Source organism: Campylobacter concisus, from assembly GCF_050447485.1.
Classification (GTDB): domain Bacteria; phylum Campylobacterota; class Campylobacteria; order Campylobacterales; family Campylobacteraceae; genus Campylobacter_A; species Campylobacter_A concisus_BQ.
The window spans coordinates 1,365,592-1,382,785 of record NZ_JALMFY010000001.1 but is presented as its reverse complement, the minus strand read 5'-3'; the positions used below and the strand labels follow the sequence as shown (position 1 = coordinate 1,382,785).

Genomic DNA, 17,194 nt, shown 5'->3' with positions numbered 1-17,194 from the left:
TGGGTTAAATTTGATAAAATTTGCCAAAATTTAGCAAATTTAAGGACCGATATGTTTTTAAAACTAGATGAGATCGCCAAAAAACTAGATCAAATTTTCTTGCCGCTAGAGCAAGAGGGTATGACTGGTATGAGACTTTTGCCGCAAAAGGACGCTTCGGCGTTTATGCAAGCGCAAAAGAGCCTTGGCGTAAATTTTCCAGCTAAATTTACAGAGCTTTTAAGTAAATTTGATCTTGGAGGGTTTGAAATTTGCAATGTCAGCTTTGGCTCTAGAGGTGACTACGCAAGCGAGCTAGTGCGCCTAAACAGCGTAGATGAGTTTGGTGGCAAATGGTGGCAGGGCAAGGAGAGGCCAGCAAATTTGATAGTTTTTGCCGTGGGAGATCCTTGGATATTTTTGCTTGATTGTACGAGTGGTGCGGTCTATGCGTGGCTGCTTGGAGATGAGGAGCTTTGCAGCAGGCACGTTGCGAGTGACTTTGAAAAATTTTTCATAGCGCTTGCTAGTATCTATATAACAAGACTAAATGGCGAAACCATGCCATCATCCGAGCAAATCCTAAATTTTGTCCAAGCAGACGACGCGGCACTTGATTTTTGGCAAGAGATGGCGCAAATTTAGTAAATTTAGGCTCACTCTAGCCAAATCCTCTTTTATAAATTTATCCCAACAAATGATGCAAAAACCACTTTTTATAAATTTAGTTTCGATATGTAACACTAATTGCCCAAAATAAAAATATTAAAATATCTTTAAATAAAAATTTTTTCTAGCCGAGTTAATATTTAACTACAAAAAAAGGAAAAAGGAGCAAAAATGAGCGAGTACATCGAACAAACGATGGAGTGGATAAAGAAGACCAACCCAGGTCAAGGCGTCTTTGTCCAAGCTGCGACTGAGGTTTTAAACAGCCTAGAGCCGCTTATCAAAAGAGAGAGCAAGTACCAAAAACACGCGATCCTAGAGCGCATCGTCATCCCTGAGCGCACGGTGATCTTTCGCGTCACATACACAGGCGATGATGGCAGACCAAAGGTAAATAACGGCTACCGCGTGCAGTTTAACTCAGCTGTTGGCCCATACAAGGGCGGTCTAAGGCTCCACCCAAGCGTCGATCTTGGCGTGCTAAAATTTCTTGGATTTGAGCAAATTTTCAAAAACTCGCTCACTGGCGTAAATATCGGCGGCGCAAAAGGTGGCAGCACCTTTGATCCAAAGGGCAAGAGCGAGGGTGAGATAATGCGATTTTGCCAGGCATTTATGAGCGAGCTATATCGCCACATCGGCAACACCGTGGATGTGCCAGCAGGCGATATCGGCGTGGGCGCTAGAGAGATCGGCTATATGTTTGGCCAGTATAAAAAGCTAACTGGCAGGTTTGATGGCATCCTAACTGGCAAAGGGCTAAACTGGGGCGGCAGCCTAGCGCGCACAGAGGCTACTGGATACGGACTAGTATATTTCACTCAAAACATGCTAAAAAAAGCTGGACTTGATCTAGAGGGCAAAAAATGCAGCGTCAGTGGTAGCGGAAATGTCGCCATCTACACAGTCGAAAAGCTCTATCAAGCAGGCGCACTACCTATCACCGTCTCTGACTCAAACGGATATGTCTATGACGCTGAGGGCATCGATCTAGCGGTGCTTAAAGAGCTAAAAGAAGTGAGACGCGCTCGCCTTAGCGAATACACCAAATTTAGACCAAATGCAAAATATGTAAGCGTGAGCGAATACAAAGAGGGTAGAAACGGCGTCTGGGACGTGCCATGCGACGGAGCCTTCCCATGTGCGACACAAAACGAGCTTCACCTAGCTGATATAAAAGTGCTTTACGCAAATGGCTGCCGCTTCGTGGCTGAGGGCGCAAACATGCCAAGCACACTTGATGCGATAAATTTCATGCTTGCACAAAAAGACTTTCACTTTGCTCCAGCAAAAGCAGCAAACGCTGGCGGCGTGGGCACAAGTGGCCTTGAGATGATGCAAAATGCTGGCATGACTTCGTGGAGCTTCGAGGAGGTCGATCGCAGACTTCATGGCATCATGAATCACATCTTTGAACTAAGCTACGAAACAAGTAAAGAGTTTGGCGATGAGGGCAACCTAGTGCTTGGCTCAAATATCGCTGGCTTTAGAAAAGTGGCTGACGCGATGATAGATCAAGGATATGTGTAGGCCAATTTCGCTCCGTAAATTTACGTCCAAGTTAAATTTGGGCGTAAATCGATACGAGGTAGGCTATGGTTTTTAGCCAAAATAGAATTTGCCTTTTATATGGCAAATTTTACTAGCAAGCTATCAAATTTACGCTAGTTTGAAGCATTTATGCCGTGTATATAGAGCGTTTTTTTTAATAAATTTGCACTGGTATGATAGATGTGAATTTGAAGCTTGGCTAAATTTCAGTAGGGTGGCTAGCAGATCGCTATTTTTAGAGCTTTTTATAGAAATTTTGTCAAAAGAGCTAATATAGTGGCAAATGGTGGTGCGGTCTATGCATGACTACTTGGCGATGAAGAAATTTGCAGCAAATGCGTTGCGAGCGAAAAATTTCATGGCACTTGCAACTTCGACGTAGTAAGGCTAAATAATAAAGTCCTACTACCAACCGAGCAAATCCTAAATTTTGTCCAAGCAGACGACAAAGAGTTTCATTTTTGGCAAGAGATAGTTAAATTTTATAAATTTAAGCCACATCTAAATTTCTCTTATCAAATTTTAAAAACAAAAGCAGTCAAAAACCTTTGCAAAAAGCATTTTAAAACGATAAAAACTGCTCGCATTTTTATAAGAAAAACCAAATTTAACTTATTAAATTTAGCCAGCTATTAAGCAAATTTGGACTAAAACACTCATACAAGCATATAAAAAACGAAATTTAAAACTCACAAGAAGTTTTTAGGCACAGCACTTTTGCGAGTGATAGCAAAGCGAATAAATCCCAGCAAGTAAAAATCAAAATTTACTAAATTTAAGCCACGTCTAAATTCATCCTACAAAATTTAACCGCAAGCCACATCAGCCCATCAAACGCCCCCAGCGAAAATTTAGAAAATATAAAAATGATAGAATTTTTGAAAATAGTTATTTGTGAGTTTTTGTATTAAAAATTTAATGAAAAAGAGCAAGCCCTAGCCTGCTCTTTGTGAGATTTTAACCCTTTTTTGGAGTTACAAGCATATTTACATAACGACCTTCTATTATAGGCTCTTTGTCGCGGTCAGCCTCATCTTTGATCATCTCCCAGACCTTCTCAAGCATGGCTACGCCAGCCTCTGGGGTGCTCATCTCGCGACCCTTTAAAAATACACGAAATTTAACGTGTTTGCCATCTTGCAAAAACTCGCTTGCGTGTTTAACCTTATAGTTTATATCGTTTTGGGCGATCTTGACAGAGAGTTTTATCTCTTTTATCTCGATGGTTTTTTGCTTTTTCTTAGCCTCTTTTTGCTTTTTCTCTTGCTGATAGCGGAATTTACCATAGTCCATTATCTTGCAAACTGGCGGCTTCGCGTCTGGCGCTATAAGCACTAGATCAAGCCCAAGCTTGTTTGAGATCTCTAAAGCCTCATCTCTTGAGATGACACCGTACGCCGTGCCATCATCCCCTACACATCTTACCTCTCTCGCCCTTATATCTTCGTTGAGCAATACTTCATTTTCCTTACTCAAAAATGTACCTCACTAAGTTTCTCCTTCGTTAAATTTATAAATTCCGCCAAGCTCATATCGCTCTGCGTCCTAGCCTGTCTGTCGCGCAATGCAACGCTTTTGTTCGCTACTTCGTTGTCTCCTAGCACGACTATCATAGGCACCCTTTGTTTTTCTGCCGTTCTTATTCTTTTATTTAAACTCTCATTTTTACTTGCGATCTCGCTATCGACGTTGATCTTTCTTAGCTCGCGTGAAATTTCTTTTGCGTAGTCTAAATGCGCGTCGCTAATAGGCACGATGACGACTTGCGTTGGCGCTATGAAAAATGGCAACTCACCAGCAGTGTGCTCAAGTAAAATTCCTATAAATCTCTCAAAACTGCCAAGCAAGGCTCTGTGAAGCATTACAGGGCGCTGTCTTTCGTTATTTGCATCGATGTAGCCTAGATCAAAGCGCTCTGGCAAGTTAAAATCGACTTGTATCGTGCCGCACTGCCACTTTCTCTTAAGCGCGTCAGTTATCTTAATGTCGATCTTTGGTCCATAAAATGCGCCGCCGCCCTCGTCGATGCCGTATTTAAAGCCATTTTCATCAAGAGCTTCTTTTAGTGCTTTTGTAGCAGTTTCCCAAATTTCATCGCCACCGATCGCTTTGGCTGGCTTGGTTGATATCTCCATCTCATAGTGGAAACCAAAATTTTCCATTATCGTGCCAGCAAATTTTAAAATTTCTAAGATATTTTCTTTGATCTGGCTTGGCATACAAAAGATATGTGAGTCATCTTGTGCAAATTCGCGAACTCTGAAAAGTCCGTGAAGCACGCCGCTTTTCTCATGGCGGTGAACGACGCCGTATTCAAAAAATTTAAGCGGGAGATCGCGGTAAGAGCGGATGTCACTTTGATAAACTTTGATGTGACCAACGCAGTTCATCGGCTTGATGCCATACTCTGTCTCATCGATCGTTGTAAAGTACATATTTTCTTTGTAGTTTGCGTAGTGGCCGCTTCTTCTCCACACATCAGCCTTTAAAAGCTCAGGACCACGCACTGGCTCGTAGCCGCGGTCGCGGTGAGCTTTGTATAGAAGTTGCTCTAGTTTTGATCTTAAGCGTCCGCCATTTGGTAGCCAGATAGGCAAACCACCACCCACTTCTTCATCAAATGTAAATAGCTTCATCTCGACGCCAAGCTTTCTGTGATCGCGCTTTTTAGCCTCTTCGATGATGCGGATGTGCTCTTTTAGGCTCTCTTTGTCTGCGTAAGCTGTGCCGTAAATTCTAGTTAGCATCTCACGGCTCTCATCACCGCCAAGATACGCCCCAGCCACGCGTGTAAGCTTGAAAAATCTTAAAAATTTAGTATTTGGTAGGTGTGGTCCGCGGCAAAGGTCCTCAAAATCGCCTTGTGCGTAGCTACTCACTTCGCCATCTGGAATTCTTTTTAAGACCTCTTGTTTTAGATCGTCGTTTTTAAATTTCTCACTCATATTAGCTTTGGTTGAGCAAGTTTTAACTATGTCAAATTTCTTCTCAGCAAGCTCTTTCATCTTATCTTCGATCGCTGCTAGATCGCTCTCGCCTAGCTTCGTGCCCTCATCATCAACTCTAAAATCATAATAAAATCCATCTTCTACATTTGGTCCGACAAAGAATTTCGCCTTTGGATAGAGTGATTTGATAGCTTGTGCCATTAGGTGCGCACAGGAGTGTCTGATAACGTGTAGTGCCTCTTTTGAGTTGTCGAAATAGACAGGCTCAGCACTACTCTCACGCCCTGCGATACTTTGAGTATCGACTATTTCGCCATTTAGTTTGTATGCGATGATATCGCTCATTGTTTTTCCTTATATCAAATTGTCTTTTTTACGATAAAAGAACGATTAAGGATTTTATCAAAATGGGCTTTAAGCTAAACTTAATATTTGCTAAGCAAATTTTTATAAATTCTTTTTAAATTTAGTAAAATTTGAGTCAAAATTTTTGGATTTTAAAATATATTTTTTTATATATAAAGATAAATATCCCTAAAATATGCGTATTTTATCTATATACTTTATTATATTTTAAGATTACCACTGATAATATTTGCTCCTGAAATGAATTTAGCAATTTCTCGTCTTTGCATTACTTAAATTCATTTTTCTCCCGACTAATTTAGTGCTAGGAAGTGGTTAGCCTAGCACTTTTTTCTTTTGCAAATTTAACAAGCATCGGCTTTACTATCCTGGCGTAGTCTTTTGCGTTTAAGATGAGCGATCTATCAAGAAGCCCCGCATTAAAGGCGATCTCCTCGTTTCGCTCTAGCAAACTCTCATCCACAACAAGGTGTAAATTTTTATGAAAACTAAATGGCGGAACCGAGCCAAATACGCAATCAGCCAAGGCCGTAACCTCCTCTGGGCTAGCAAGGCTTGCTTTTTTACCATCAAATTTTTGTGCAAGCGCGTCAAGATCAGCCTGCTCGTCCGCTGGTAAGACCGCTAGCAAGTAAATTTTACCAGCCTTCATCACTGGCCTTTCGTCATCTAGCAAGTAGCCTTCAAGCACATTTTCATCTTTAAAAATTTCTCTAAATTTCGCTTCATCTACGCCCTTTATAGAGCATACCAGCGCCTTTGCGCCCTGGCTCATCTTCGTGCCCCTTATATTCGCAACCTCCTCTGAAGTTCTCGCGCTCTCATGCTCTATCACTCTAAATTTAGCTCCATTTTTGCTAAGAAGGTCGTGGATTTTATTAAAAATTTGCTCTGACACAGCTCTTTCCTTTGGATAAATTTAGTTAAAATTATACCGCTAAAACCAAAAAAGGGCAGGAAAATGCAGATAAATTTAGACGACGTAAAGATCGAGCCAAGCTGGAAAGAGGTGCTAAAAGATGAGTTTTTGAGTGAAAATTTTGCACGCATCAAAGAGAATTTCTTAAAAGCAAAGAGCGCTGGCGTCGTCTATCCACCAAGCGGGCTTATATTTAACGCATTTAATCTAACTCCATTTCACGCCGTAAAAGTCGTCATCCTAGGCCAAGACCCATATCACGGTGCAAATCAAGCCATGGGACTAAGCTTTTCAGTGCCAAGTGGCGTGAGAGTGCCGCCAAGCCTTGTGAATATTTATAAAGAAATTTACGCCGATCTTGGCATAAAAGAGCCAAATAGTGGCGATCTTACAAAGTGGGCAAAGCAAGGCGTGCTTTTATTAAATTCAACTTTAAGCGTAAGTGCTGGAGCGGCAAATTCTCACGCTAGCTTTGGCTGGCAGGGCTTTACAGACGCCGTCATAAGAAAGATTAGCCAAAATTTACAAAACGTAGTTTTTATGCTCTGGGGCAACCCAGCCAAGGCAAAAGCGCCGCTAATAGACGCCAGCAAGCACCTCATCTTGGAAGCAGCCCATCCAAGTCCGCTAGCTCGCGGGGCGTTTTTTGGCTGCAGGCACTTTTCAAAGGCAAATATCTACCTAGCAAACCACGGCAAAACGCCCATCGAGTGGGACTTAAACGCTCAAATTTGAGCTATTTTTTAAGCTCAACAAGAAGCTTATTTACCTTTTCAAGCTCGCTTTTGCAAAATTTCTCATCGTTATTTTGCATTATCATCGCCTCTTGGCCGCTTTGCCTTTGCTTAAACTCATCAAATTTAAGCTCAAAAAGCCTTAGCGCCTTCTCATCACCCGCAAGCTTCTTGCTCTCTTTGGCGTAAAGCTCGTCAAGATAGAGCCTACTTTGCTTGACATACTCCTTGCAAACCTCGCTTGCACCAAATAAATTTACGCCCAGCAAAAGGGCAAAAATTAGAGATTTTTTCATATTTTTCCTTGAAATTTTTGCGTTATACTAGCCTTTAAGCACTTAAATTTTAAAATATTTTGCAAAAAAAGGATGAAAAATGAGACGAAAAGATAGAGAACTAAGTCCTGACGAGGCGCTTGAGATCATCGATAACTGCGAATACAGCGTGATCTCATGCGTGGATGATGAGGGAGAAATTTTTAGCGTGCCTATCTCGCCAGTTAGAGTTGGTGAGAGCATTTTTGTGCATGGAGCGAGCGCTGGTAGCAAGGCAAAGCTGCTTCAAAATGGGCGAAAAGTGGAGTTTGTCTGCGTGAGCTTCAACAAGGTCCCGCATCTAAATGATAGCGAGCTAGAAATGATAAAAGACGATGGCAAGGCGCTTGGCGGCAAGGTCTTTACGACTGAGTACAAAAGCGCCATCGCAAAAACGAGAGCCTACGAAGTGACAGATGATGCCAAAAGATATGAAATTTTAAAAATCCTCAGCCAAAAATACACCGCCTACGCGATGAGCACCTTTGACGTGGCGGCCGAGTATGGGCTAAAAAACATGAAAATTTACGAGCTAAAGATAGAGAGTCTTAGCGCAAAGGCCAAAATTTTGCCAAAAGCGGTAAAGGAGTAAATTTGAGCTCACTTGCACTGATGTTTAGACCAAAAAACTTGGATGAAATTTGCGGACAAAAGGCGGTTAAAGCGGCCTTTTTAAAATTTATAGCCACAAGCAAGATACCGCACTCCATATTTTATGGTCCAGCAGGCTGTGGCAAGACGAGCTTTGCAAGAGCCGTGGCAAATGGGGCAAACTATGACTTTTACGAGTTTGACGGCGGAAATTTAAAGATAGATGACTTTCGCAAAATTTTAAAAAACTACGAAAACGCCCTAAATAAGCCACTCTTTTTCATAGACGAGATCCACCGCCTAAGCAAAACCCAGCAAGAAGCGCTGCTCATCCCCATGGAAAACTACAAAGCCCTAGTCATCGGCGCTAGCACGGAAAATCCCTTTTTCACCCTAAGCTCAGGCATAAGAAGCCGCTCGATGCTCTTTGAGTTTAGGCCGCTTAGCAGTGGCGATTTTGAGGAGCTTCTTGGCAAGATAAGAGAGCAAATTTCATTTAGCATTGACGAAGAAGCAAAAGAGTATCTTTTTAAAAGTAGCGGCGGCGACGCAAGAGCTATGCTAAATTTATTAGAATTTGCCGTCACGCTTGATGAAAATGTGAGCATAGAAAATTTAAAAACACTTCGCCAAAACACCCTAAAAGAGGGGGCAAAAGAGGACGACACGCACTACGAGCTAGCAAGCGCTTTTATAAAAAGCCTACGTGGAAGCGACGAAAACGCCGTCATCTACTATCTCGCAAGGCTCATAGACTCTGGTGAGAGCGCGGACTTCATCGCTAGAAGGATGGCGATATTTGCCAGCGAAGACATCGGCAACGCAAACCCAAATGCGCTAAATTTAGCCGCAAGCACGCTTAGCATCGTAAAAGAGATAGGCTTCCCAGAGGCTAGGATCATACTGGCTCAGTGCGCCGTCTATCTAGCTAGCTCGCCAAAGTCAAACTCTAGCTACAACGCGATAAATGCCGCCCTAAGATACGTGCAAAGCGAAGAAATTTTAAAAATCCCGCCATATCTAAAAAATCACACAAAAGAGAGCAAAGACTACCTTTATCCGCATGATTTTGGCGGCTGGGTCGAGCAAAAATACCTAGAAAAACCGCTCGTTTTTTACAAAAGCAAGGGCATAGGCTTTGAAAAAACGCTAAATGAGTGGCTAGAAAAGATAAGGTCAAAGGGCTAAATTTAGACTTTACTCTTTTGAAATTTAAAAAGGTACGCGCATGGTCGAGCAAAATTTAGAATATATCGCAAATTTAAAGATAAAAGATGTGCCGTGGGAGAGACTAAGCTGCAGTTACGGCACGGCGGAGCTTTTTGCACAAATTTTAAACACACTTATAAAGTCTGTGAAAAAGTCTAAATTTGATGAAAAAGAGCTTAATGATCTGCTTGATGAGATAGTGGCTCAGTGCGAGTATCAAGAGACTTTTTGGCACGCAACGCCCTTTGCGCTCGTTTTTCTAGTGCGAATTTATAAAAGTGCACTAAGCGAACAAGGCGAGGCAGCTAAATTTATCTCACGTAAGCTTGAAGTGTTTTTTAAGCTTATGCTTGAAATTTGCGAAAAAGTAGAGCAGATGGAGCATGCAAAGCCACTTGCAAAGATGGAGCAAATGCTAGAGCCAAAGTATCTTAAGATCATCGAGCAAGACGAGCTAAGCTATGACGATAGGCTATTTTACAGCTTTTACTACTACTCAAGCATGGTTTTGCAGGGTGCTTTTGTAAAAATTTAGCTCGGCCATGATTTTTTAGTAGTTAATTTAAATTTTATATTTTTTCAAATATACTTCTCAAATCCAAATCAATCACGAAAGTTAAAAAATGTCTACAAATTTTGCTGAAATTTTAAATAACTGCGTTGAAAGTATAAATTCATTTCTTTGGGGTCCATACTTCCTTATCGCCCTACTTTGCGGCACTGGACTATTTTTCACCATTAGACTTGGCTTTGTTCAAATTTTTAAATTTAAAATGGGTTTAGGCAAGCTTTTTGGAAATTTCTCACTTCACGGCGAGGCTGCTGGCAAGGCTGGTATGAGCTCGTTTCAAGCAGTCGCAACGGCGATCGCGGCGCAAGTTGGCACTGGCAACCTAGTAGGCGCGACGACAGCTCTTATCATGGGCGGTCCTGGAGCCATATTTTGGATGTGGTGCGCAGCATTTTTAGGCATGGCTACAAATTTCGCTGAAATTTGTCTAGCTCAAATTTACCGCACCAAAGATGACAGCGGCCACACAATAGGCGGTCCAGCGTTTTACATAAGCCGCGGATTAAAGGGCAAATGGGCTAAATTTCTAGCTGGATTTTTCGCTATCGCTATCATCATCGCACTTGGTTTTATCGGCAACATGGTTCAAGCAAACTCCATATCAGACGGCTTTAGCGGCGCTTTTGGCATACCGCAGTGGATAACAGGGGCGTTTTTAGCTCTCATTTGCGCGCTAATTTTCATAGGTGGCGTAAAGGCGATCGCAAGGGTCGCTGAAAAGATCGTGCCGCTAATGGCGCTACTTTACATCATCGTTGGCGTGGTTATCATCGCTTTAAATTTTCACCAAATCCCAGAGGCGATCTCACTAATCTTTAGAGCTGCATTTAACCCTTCGGCTGCTTGGGGCGGTGCAACTGGCGCTAGCATCGCAGCTGCTATGAGATACGGCATCGCAAGGGGACTTTTTAGCAACGAAGCTGGCATGGGCTCAACTCCACACGCACACGCTGCCGCAAACGTCAAACACCCAGTCGATCAAGCTGTTCTTGGCATAATGAGCGTCTTTATAGACACCTTTGTCATCCTAAATATAACCGTTTTTGTGGTGCTTACTGCAAATGTCATCAGCTTTGAAAACGGCAAGGCGGTCTTTACAGGCATCACCTTGGTGCAAGAGGCGTTTTCATCGCACATCTTTGGCAAAACTGGCGGTTATAGCTTCGTGGCGATCTGCCTATTTTTCTTTGCATTTACGACCATACTTGGCTGGTACTACTTTGCTGAGATCAACGTGCGCTACCTTTTTGGCGCAAAGGCGGTTAAAATTTTTAAAATTTTAGTTGTTGTTTTTGTCTTTTTAGGCAGCTTGCAAAAGGTCGATTTTGTCTGGAGTTTAGCTGATATGTTTAACGGCCTTATGGTTGTGCCAAATTTGATCGCCATTATCCTTCTAAGCCCAGTTGTAGCCAAACTTTTAAAAGATCACGATGCTGGCAAAGAGTACGACGTAAAAGAGTATTTGAAGTAAATTTAAAAGCGTGTGGAGAGAGCCTCTCCACATTAATTTTATGTTTTATAGGTGGTCAGTTGGAGCTAGGTATATAGGCTCTGTCGGTAAATAAAACGTTGATGCTTGAGGTTCTGCGTATTTATTACCAGCTTCATCTACTGATGAGGCTTGAACTGTGTATTTAATAGAATTTTCACTATCCAACATTTGACTTTCAACTTCCCAGCTGCCATCAGCTTTAGCTTTGGTCTTTAATTCTTCAACTATATGACCTTCTGAAGTGTTATTATCCGCTATCCTAATAACCAAATTTATATCAGCGAATGGCTCAGCCTTACCTTCGATAGTTGGTGAGAAGTCGTATTGTTTATTAATATCATACATCGTTTGGCTACCTTGTGTTAAGTCGGCAAAATCATCAGTAGATATTTTTGTGATAGACAAGGTGCTATTGTCTGTATCAACAGTTATCTCTTGTGTGCTTGTAGCTTTTAGCTCTTCGCCGTTTGCAGCTACTTTGCTAGCTTCGATAGTAAATTTATGATCTCCATCAGCTAAAGGCGAAGTTTGTGTGTATGACCAGTTTCCGTCTGCATCGGTAGTTGTCGTGCCAAGTAGCGGTGCATTTTCACCTTCACCATCAAATATGCTTATAGTAGCGTTTGAAGTAGCCTTACCAACTAAAGTTGGAGTGTTATCATTTGTGATATGCAGACCTGTTCTTTGTGAATTTTCATGCTCTAAGATATTGCCCTCGATGTCAAGGTTGCTGCCTACTGCCTGATCTGTATTACCAGTCACTACGTTATCATCAACTGCTGTGACAGATACCTCTAGCGTCTGTGGCAATATATTGTTATATGCATTATCTATCGCAGCTGCAAGTGTATCAAGACTAAAGCCCTCCTCGCTTGCGCTACCGCTTACATTTGTAAAAGCCTCTGCGCTAGCATTTGCTTGAGAGCTTAGATCGCCAAAATTTGCATTTACGTTTGAGTAGTGACCGCCATTTGCAAAGCCAGCAGCGCCAAGGCTCACGCCATTCGAGCTTACTCCACCTGCTGATTGAGTGCCGCCAGCTGCAGTCTCTTCAAGATCAGAGATATTTTTACCATTTAATAATTGCTCTTGTAGCGATGCTATCTCTTTGCCAGTCTCATCGCTAGCATTTTCATTTTGAGTTTGCGCAGCCTGCACCTCAACTTTTACGCCATCTTGCTCTTTTATGACCTCATTGTCATAGATCACGTCGCCTGCTTTTAGAGTTCTTTCATTTCCATTAGCGTCTATAGCGACAATGGCATCCGTGCCGATTATTGATTTTATTAGTCCTTTAACTTTACTCATAACATTTCCTTTTTATGTTTTTAGTTTTTATGCTGCAATTATAAGTAAATATTTTAGTTCTTTGCTATTGTACTTTGGTACAGTTGTGACATTTTAGAAATGTGAAGTTGTAAATTTTTGAGTTAAATTTAGTAAAAATTTACAGTATTTTAGGGATTTAGTTTAAAATTTAAAAATGGTAGAGTTACAAAAAAATATTTTTAAATTTTATTTTTTGGATTTTTGTGTTTTGGAGAATTTGATATAAGAATGGTGGCCCCGAATGGACTCGAACCATCGACCACTACCATGTCAAGGTAGTGCTCTACCAACTGAGCTACGGGACCAAAGATTTGGGATTATATTTTATTTTCCATTTTATTTAGCTTAATTGCCATTTTCTTTAAAATTCAACTTCATAAAACTAGTCTATATTTTAATACTCTAAAATATTATTAATGCAGATTTAATCAAGCAAGGACTATAATTTCATAAAAATAAGTTTAAGCAAAAATATTAGTTTTTCATTGAAATTTGATGTTTATAAAATCTTAATAGAAAGGAAAAGGGTATGAATAAGCTTAAATTCATCGCTATTTTTGCCTGTTTATTTTCGCTTCATCTCTTTGGTGCCGATATGCCAAAGGGCGATCTAAACGTCACAAAAGTAGCAGTCTCTGATGAGCTAAGAGCCAAGTATAAGATCAAACCTCATCACGAACATCTAAGCTTTGACTGCATTGATTGTCACCAAAACCAAGGCGATGATCCTAGCAAATTTAAAGCGATCGGCGACGCTGGCTGCCTATCCTGTCATAAGAGTAAAAAGCTCTTAGCTCAAAGGCTAAAATTTATGGATACTCTAAAGGCAAATCCTCACAACTCTGTTCACGATGGTCCGACTTTGTACTGCGACGAGTGCCACAACGAGCACAAACCGTCTACAAACATGTGCTCTGAGTGTCATGAACACGAGGTGCCACAATGGATGAATGGAGTAACACCATGAAAATTTCAAAAAAATTACTAGCGCTTATAATCTTCATAAGCGGAATTGTTGGATTTTTAGTCGTTCTGCCAGTTCATTACGCACTTGATGAGACAAGTGGGGATAAATTCTGCGTAGTTTGCCACGAGATGGACCCTATGGTCATCGCCTATAACGACGACATCCACAGCGGCAAGGGCAAAACTGGCATCAAAGCAAAATGCGTGGATTGTCACATACCACATGACAACATCGCAAAATACGCCCTAACAAAGGCGAAAAATGGCATTTTAGAGGGCTGGGTGCATTTCTTTGGCGATCCTAATGCAATCGACTGGCACAAAAACCTCAAAAATCGCGAGCATTTTGTCTTTGACAACGGCTGCACAAGCTGCCACACAAACGTGATAGACAGCAACAGCACTTCAGCGCAAGCTCAAAAGATGCATGCTCACTACAAAAAGCTTCTTGGCACTCCTAAAGAGCTAAAATGTGTAAGCTGCCACTACGACGCAGGTCACGGCGCTGGCTTTAGAAACTATCTTGAGTACTGGAAGCCAACATATAAAATTTATGATAAAAAAATGATCGAAAAGAGGATCGAAACTAAGCAAAAATTCTTCAAAGATGAGTACAAACCTACAAAAGAAGAAGAGGAATTTATAAAACAAAAGGCTGAAAAAGACGCTAAAAAACCAGCTGGCGGTGGCATGGCTGGCTGATAAAGAATATCTTGTTGCTCTTAATCGACTTTTGGCAAAATATCATCCTAAATGCATCGCTTTACCGCTTTGGGTTTAGGATGATCCAGCTCAAAAGTGTCAACGAAGTCATCAAAGACTTTGAGTGTGGCAACAGATACGATCTTTATGTTTTTGACGTAAAGGCTAGAAATTTAAACCTTGATCTGGTTAAATTTATAAGAGATAGCCAAAACATCACTCCCATTATGCTTTTGCTAGATGTTAGTGTCCCTAGCGTTTTTAAGAGGATTTACTACGCTATGTGAGTGACTTTATCATCAAGCCATTTTGTCCTGAAGAGTTTTTATTTCACGCCTTTAGCTTTGCAAGGTGCTTTTAGGCTCTAAATTTGAGCTAAAAAATGGCCTAGTCTTTGACAAAGACTCCCTTTGCATAAGAAAAGAGGACGATGTCATCTACCTTGGCAAAAAAGAGAGCCAGCTACTTGAAATTTTATGCAAAAACTCGCCCCACGTCATCACCTACGACGAGATAGATCATCACCTATACAAAAACGAGACATTATCTCAAGACCGCATAAGATCGCTCGTGCGAGAGATCAGAGCTAAGATACCAACTATTTGCCTAAAAACCGTGTGAGGCACTGGATATAAGGTGGAGTGAGTGGATTTTGCATCAGGAAATTTAAAAATCTCTAGTTTTTATCTCCAATAACTATACTTATAAGCTTTTTGTTCTGTTTATTTATATCAAATTTTTCTTCTGCAATTTTTCTACTTTCAATGCCCATTTGAATTATCATTTCTGGATTTTCTACAAAATAAATCATTTTTTGTGCTAACACATCACTATTGTATGGCGGCACTAAAAAGCCATTTAAACTATCCTTAACCGTTTCTCTACAACCAATAGTATCTGTTGTTATAACAGCCCTTCCTATTGCCATCGCCTCTTGTGTGCTTCTTGGCACACCCTCTCTATATGACGGTAAGACAAATACCGAACTATTTGCGATCCATTCTTTTATATTATTTACGTATCCTGGGAAAATGACAATTTCGTCATTAAGATAAGGTCTTAGCTCTTCTTTCTTTAATCCAAATGGATTATTTTCTTCAAAGCCACCTAATATATAAAAATTTATATCCTTATATTTATCTTTAACTATTTTTGCGGCTTCCAAATATTCAAAAATGCCCTTTTCTGCAAGCAATCTACCTATGAATATAAAATTAATAGGATCGCTTGTTGCTTTAGAGTATGAAAATTTATCCAAATCAACACCTATGCCACCCAGTATATTGACGCTTTTTACATTCATACTACAAGTATCTACTAACTCTTTTTTATCATCGTTATTCAAGAATATAAGTTCATTAAGAAGTGGCAAAGAAATTTTATATAGAAAAATCTGTATAGTCTTGATAATTTTTGCCTTTTTTGTTTGCCCATTTTTATGAGTAGTAAAAGCCCCGCCAAGTCCTTCTATCATACCAACTATTCGTGGCACTCTTGCTATTTTTGCAGCTAAGGTTGCAAAAATGACCGGCTTAACAAAAAAAGAAAAAACTACTTCTGGTCTATGCTTTCTAAATAGCCTAATCAAATCATATGTAGCAATGAGATCCTTAAATGGATTTAAACCTTTTGCATTTAAAGTATAGTCAAGCGGTATTGCACCAAGCGAGCTTATTTTTTCTCTACTTTTTTCATCGTAGTCACTAACTAAACAATAAACTTCATGCCCACTTGATACAAGCATTTTGATAAACTCTTTTCTAAAATTTATCATCGTAGAGGCGAGATTGCCAATAATAAAAATTTTCATAGCACCTCCAAAAAAAAGTTTTTATAAGGTTGCCAATAATGTATGGCATAGAAGGAGTAGTTATACCAAACATAAAATATTAAAAAATTTTCTATTATGATTAAAAATACTAAGGTAAATTTTAATTTTATCTCTAGTCTTTCTAGGAAAATACTAAAAATTACGATATCAAAAAAAATAAAATATAAACCGAGTCTATCTACTAAAGTAGATAAAAATATAGACAAAAACATAGCCACAACTATTAAAATAGATAGCTCATCGAATAATATATAATTTATATTATTTCTATTTTTTATATCTTTTCTCATAAATATGTATAAAATAAGTGGAATAATATGAATAGCAATCCTAATAAATCCACCTTTGGAATAGTGTATATCAGATAAATATAAAAATTTTATCTTGCTAATATATCCAGCAAAAATATCAAATTTAAAACATATCAATACAAGAACGATAAAAAATACTATGCCCATATAAACTTTTTTTATATCAACTTGTCTTAAATATAGCAATGGTAAAAATATCAGTAATATAGCAATCGACTTATGGAATAAACCACCAATCAAAATAAAAATCATGGATTTAAAGTTATGATTTCTTGCCATAAAGTACATCGCTACAAGGCCAAATCCTATCGCAACACTTTGTCTAGTATATCCCATGGCTACTATCGTAATACTATAAGGAAATGCGACAAGCAATCCAGCAAAAGGATATCTAAACCTAGTTACAATAAAGAAGAAACAGCTTAAAAATAAAAAAGCGCAGCATAAATTTACAAAAATGATCCCATATTGCGCAGAAATATTTTTCCCAATGAGGCTTAAAATTTCATATCCGAGATCAGCTCTTGCATCTTTATAAAACATTTCATATAAATAATAATTCCAGTCGCCACCAATCTCGTATCTTGCACCAATAAACAATATTAAGAATAGATAGAGCACAACTAATGCTATTTTGTTAAAGCGTAAAAATTTAGTCAGATCTAACACTAAAAATGTTGATATGTAAGCAAATATTACAAAATAAAGCAAT

Annotated in this window: 19 protein-coding genes and 1 tRNA gene; 12 read left to right on the top strand and 8 right to left on the bottom strand. The window is 39.8% G+C overall.

Translation table 11 applies throughout. The features are described from left to right. Window positions 1-51: 51 nt before the first annotated feature. The 3 genes from MTT29_RS06990 (at window position 52) to MTT29_RS06980 (ending at window position 2,476) form a co-directional block, all read left to right on the top strand. Window positions 52-624 carry an SMI1/KNR4 family protein gene (locus MTT29_RS06990; RefSeq protein ID WP_429800169.1) on the top strand — a complete coding sequence of 191 codons (573 nt, stop codon included), beginning with the start codon at window positions 52-54 and terminating at the stop codon, window positions 622-624. Window positions 625-819: 195 nt separating this feature from the next. Continuing rightward, window positions 820-2,178, top strand: coding sequence for an NADP-specific glutamate dehydrogenase (gdhA, locus tag MTT29_RS06985; RefSeq protein ID WP_103644021.1), 1,359 nt, complete (start codon window positions 820-822; stop codon window positions 2,176-2,178). A gap of 88 nt (window positions 2,179-2,266) precedes the next feature. After that, window positions 2,267-2,476 carry a hypothetical protein gene (locus tag MTT29_RS06980; RefSeq protein WP_429800168.1) on the top strand — a complete coding sequence of 70 codons (210 nt, stop codon included), beginning with the start codon at window positions 2,267-2,269 and terminating at the stop codon, window positions 2,474-2,476. Between the two features lie 680 nt (window positions 2,477-3,156). Here MTT29_RS06980 and infC read toward each other — a convergent pair. The 3 genes from infC to MTT29_RS06965 form a co-directional block, all read right to left on the bottom strand. Then, window positions 3,157-3,675: a translation initiation factor IF-3 gene (gene infC, locus MTT29_RS06975; RefSeq protein ID WP_009295104.1), complete on the bottom strand. Its 519-nt coding sequence runs from the start codon at window positions 3,673-3,675 to the stop codon at window positions 3,157-3,159. After that, window positions 3,672-5,492 (bottom strand): threonine--tRNA ligase, encoded by a 1,821-nt coding sequence (gene thrS / locus MTT29_RS06970; protein WP_429800167.1) that lies wholly within the window; start codon window positions 5,490-5,492, stop codon window positions 3,672-3,674. The genes infC and thrS overlap by 4 nt, the downstream gene beginning before the upstream one ends. A 325-nt stretch (window positions 5,493-5,817) precedes the next feature. After that, window positions 5,818-6,411 (bottom strand): YbaK/EbsC family protein, encoded by a 594-nt coding sequence (locus tag MTT29_RS06965; protein WP_429800166.1) that lies wholly within the window; start codon window positions 6,409-6,411, stop codon window positions 5,818-5,820. Between the two features lie 63 nt (window positions 6,412-6,474). On the opposite strand from MTT29_RS06965, the gene ung reads away from it, so the two are divergent. After that, complete coding sequence (gene ung / locus MTT29_RS06960; protein WP_429800165.1) at window positions 6,475-7,167, top strand: uracil-DNA glycosylase; 693 nt, start codon at window positions 6,475-6,477, stop codon at window positions 7,165-7,167. Between the two features lies 1 nt (window position 7,168). Here the strand turns inward: ung and MTT29_RS06955 are convergent, their stop codons facing one another. Continuing rightward, the gene (locus tag MTT29_RS06955; protein WP_429800164.1) at window positions 7,169-7,462 is read right to left on the bottom strand and encodes a hypothetical protein; all 294 of its coding nucleotides are present in this window, start codon (window positions 7,460-7,462) and stop codon (window positions 7,169-7,171) included. Between the two features lie 79 nt (window positions 7,463-7,541). On the opposite strand from MTT29_RS06955, the gene MTT29_RS06950 reads away from it, so the two are divergent. The 4 genes from MTT29_RS06950 to MTT29_RS06935 all read left to right on the top strand — a co-directional run bounded on the left by MTT29_RS06950 (window position 7,542) and on the right by MTT29_RS06935 (window position 11,322). Then, entirely contained in the window at window positions 7,542-8,072 is a 531-nt protein-coding gene (locus MTT29_RS06950) for a pyridoxamine 5'-phosphate oxidase family protein (RefSeq protein WP_429800163.1), read from the top strand. 20 nt (window positions 8,073-8,092) lie between these two features. Beyond that, window positions 8,093-9,259, top strand: coding sequence for a replication-associated recombination protein A (locus MTT29_RS06945; protein WP_429800467.1), 1,167 nt, complete (start codon window positions 8,093-8,095; stop codon window positions 9,257-9,259). 40 nt (window positions 9,260-9,299) lie between these two features. Further along, window positions 9,300-9,815 carry a hypothetical protein gene (locus MTT29_RS06940; protein ID WP_429800162.1) on the top strand — a complete coding sequence of 172 codons (516 nt, stop codon included), beginning with the start codon at window positions 9,300-9,302 and terminating at the stop codon, window positions 9,813-9,815. A gap of 88 nt (window positions 9,816-9,903) precedes the next feature. Then, window positions 9,904-11,322 carry an alanine/glycine:cation symporter family protein gene (locus MTT29_RS06935; RefSeq protein ID WP_429800161.1) on the top strand — a complete coding sequence of 473 codons (1,419 nt, stop codon included), beginning with the start codon at window positions 9,904-9,906 and terminating at the stop codon, window positions 11,320-11,322. A 45-nt stretch (window positions 11,323-11,367) separates the two neighbouring features. On the opposite strand, the gene MTT29_RS06930 is transcribed toward MTT29_RS06935, so the two are convergent. Both MTT29_RS06930 and MTT29_RS06925 read right to left on the bottom strand, forming a co-directional pair. Next, window positions 11,368-12,651 (bottom strand): Ig-like domain-containing protein, encoded by a 1,284-nt coding sequence (locus tag MTT29_RS06930; RefSeq protein WP_429800160.1) that lies wholly within the window; start codon window positions 12,649-12,651, stop codon window positions 11,368-11,370. A 250-nt stretch (window positions 12,652-12,901) separates the two neighbouring features. After that, window positions 12,902-12,977, bottom strand: a tRNA-Val gene (locus MTT29_RS06925). Window positions 12,978-13,201: 224 nt separating this feature from the next. Here MTT29_RS06925 and MTT29_RS06920 point away from each other — a divergent pair. The 4 genes from MTT29_RS06920 to MTT29_RS06905 all read left to right on the top strand — a co-directional run bounded on the left by MTT29_RS06920 (window position 13,202) and on the right by MTT29_RS06905 (window position 14,961). Continuing rightward, window positions 13,202-13,639, top strand: a complete 438-nt coding sequence (locus tag MTT29_RS06920) for a cytochrome c3 family protein (protein WP_429800159.1) — start codon at window positions 13,202-13,204, stop codon at window positions 13,637-13,639. Then, window positions 13,636-14,340: a cytochrome c3 family protein gene (locus tag MTT29_RS06915; RefSeq protein WP_429800466.1), complete on the top strand. Its 705-nt coding sequence runs from the start codon at window positions 13,636-13,638 to the stop codon at window positions 14,338-14,340. The genes MTT29_RS06920 and MTT29_RS06915 overlap by 4 nt, the downstream gene beginning before the upstream one ends. Before the next feature lie 11 nt (window positions 14,341-14,351). Continuing rightward, the gene (locus MTT29_RS06910) at window positions 14,352-14,627 is read left to right on the top strand and encodes a hypothetical protein (RefSeq protein ID WP_429800158.1); all 276 of its coding nucleotides are present in this window, start codon (window positions 14,352-14,354) and stop codon (window positions 14,625-14,627) included. 64 nt (window positions 14,628-14,691) lie between these two features. Then, window positions 14,692-14,961, top strand: a complete 270-nt coding sequence (locus MTT29_RS06905; RefSeq protein ID WP_429800157.1) for a winged helix-turn-helix domain-containing protein — start codon at window positions 14,692-14,694, stop codon at window positions 14,959-14,961. A gap of 55 nt (window positions 14,962-15,016) precedes the next feature. Here the strand turns inward: MTT29_RS06905 and MTT29_RS06900 are convergent, their stop codons facing one another. Further along, on the bottom strand, window positions 15,017-16,150 hold the full coding sequence (locus MTT29_RS06900; RefSeq protein ID WP_429800156.1) for a glycosyltransferase family 4 protein: 1,134 nt from the start codon (window positions 16,148-16,150) through the stop codon (window positions 15,017-15,019). Next, window positions 16,147-17,193 carry an EpsG family protein gene (locus MTT29_RS06895; RefSeq protein WP_429800155.1) on the bottom strand — a complete coding sequence of 349 codons (1,047 nt, stop codon included), beginning with the start codon at window positions 17,191-17,193 and terminating at the stop codon, window positions 16,147-16,149. The genes MTT29_RS06900 and MTT29_RS06895 overlap by 4 nt, the downstream gene beginning before the upstream one ends. Window position 17,194: the final 1 nt, after the last annotated feature.

Coding starts and splice junctions, on each gene's coding strand:
- ung (WP_429800165.1), top strand. CDS start 6,475: ATGCAGATAAATTTAGACGACGTAAAGATCGAGCCAAGCTGGAAAGAG.
- MTT29_RS06920 (WP_429800159.1), top strand. CDS start 13,202: ATGAATAAGCTTAAATTCATCGCTATTTTTGCCTGTTTATTTTCGCTT.
- MTT29_RS06930 (WP_429800160.1), bottom strand. CDS start 12,651: ATGAGTAAAGTTAAAGGACTAATAAAATCAATAATCGGCACGGATGCC.
- MTT29_RS06915 (WP_429800466.1), top strand. CDS start 13,636: ATGAAAATTTCAAAAAAATTACTAGCGCTTATAATCTTCATAAGCGGA.
- MTT29_RS06900 (WP_429800156.1), bottom strand. CDS start 16,150: ATGAAAATTTTTATTATTGGCAATCTCGCCTCTACGATGATAAATTTT.
- MTT29_RS06940 (WP_429800162.1), top strand. CDS start 9,300: ATGGTCGAGCAAAATTTAGAATATATCGCAAATTTAAAGATAAAAGAT.
- MTT29_RS06950 (WP_429800163.1), top strand. CDS start 7,542: ATGAGACGAAAAGATAGAGAACTAAGTCCTGACGAGGCGCTTGAGATC.
- MTT29_RS06955 (WP_429800164.1), bottom strand. CDS start 7,462: ATGAAAAAATCTCTAATTTTTGCCCTTTTGCTGGGCGTAAATTTATTT.
- gdhA (WP_103644021.1), top strand. CDS start 820: ATGAGCGAGTACATCGAACAAACGATGGAGTGGATAAAGAAGACCAAC.
- MTT29_RS06935 (WP_429800161.1), top strand. CDS start 9,904: ATGTCTACAAATTTTGCTGAAATTTTAAATAACTGCGTTGAAAGTATA.
- MTT29_RS06990 (WP_429800169.1), top strand. CDS start 52: ATGTTTTTAAAACTAGATGAGATCGCCAAAAAACTAGATCAAATTTTC.
- MTT29_RS06945 (WP_429800467.1), top strand. CDS start 8,093: ATGTTTAGACCAAAAAACTTGGATGAAATTTGCGGACAAAAGGCGGTT.
- thrS (WP_429800167.1), bottom strand. CDS start 5,492: ATGAGCGATATCATCGCATACAAACTAAATGGCGAAATAGTCGATACT.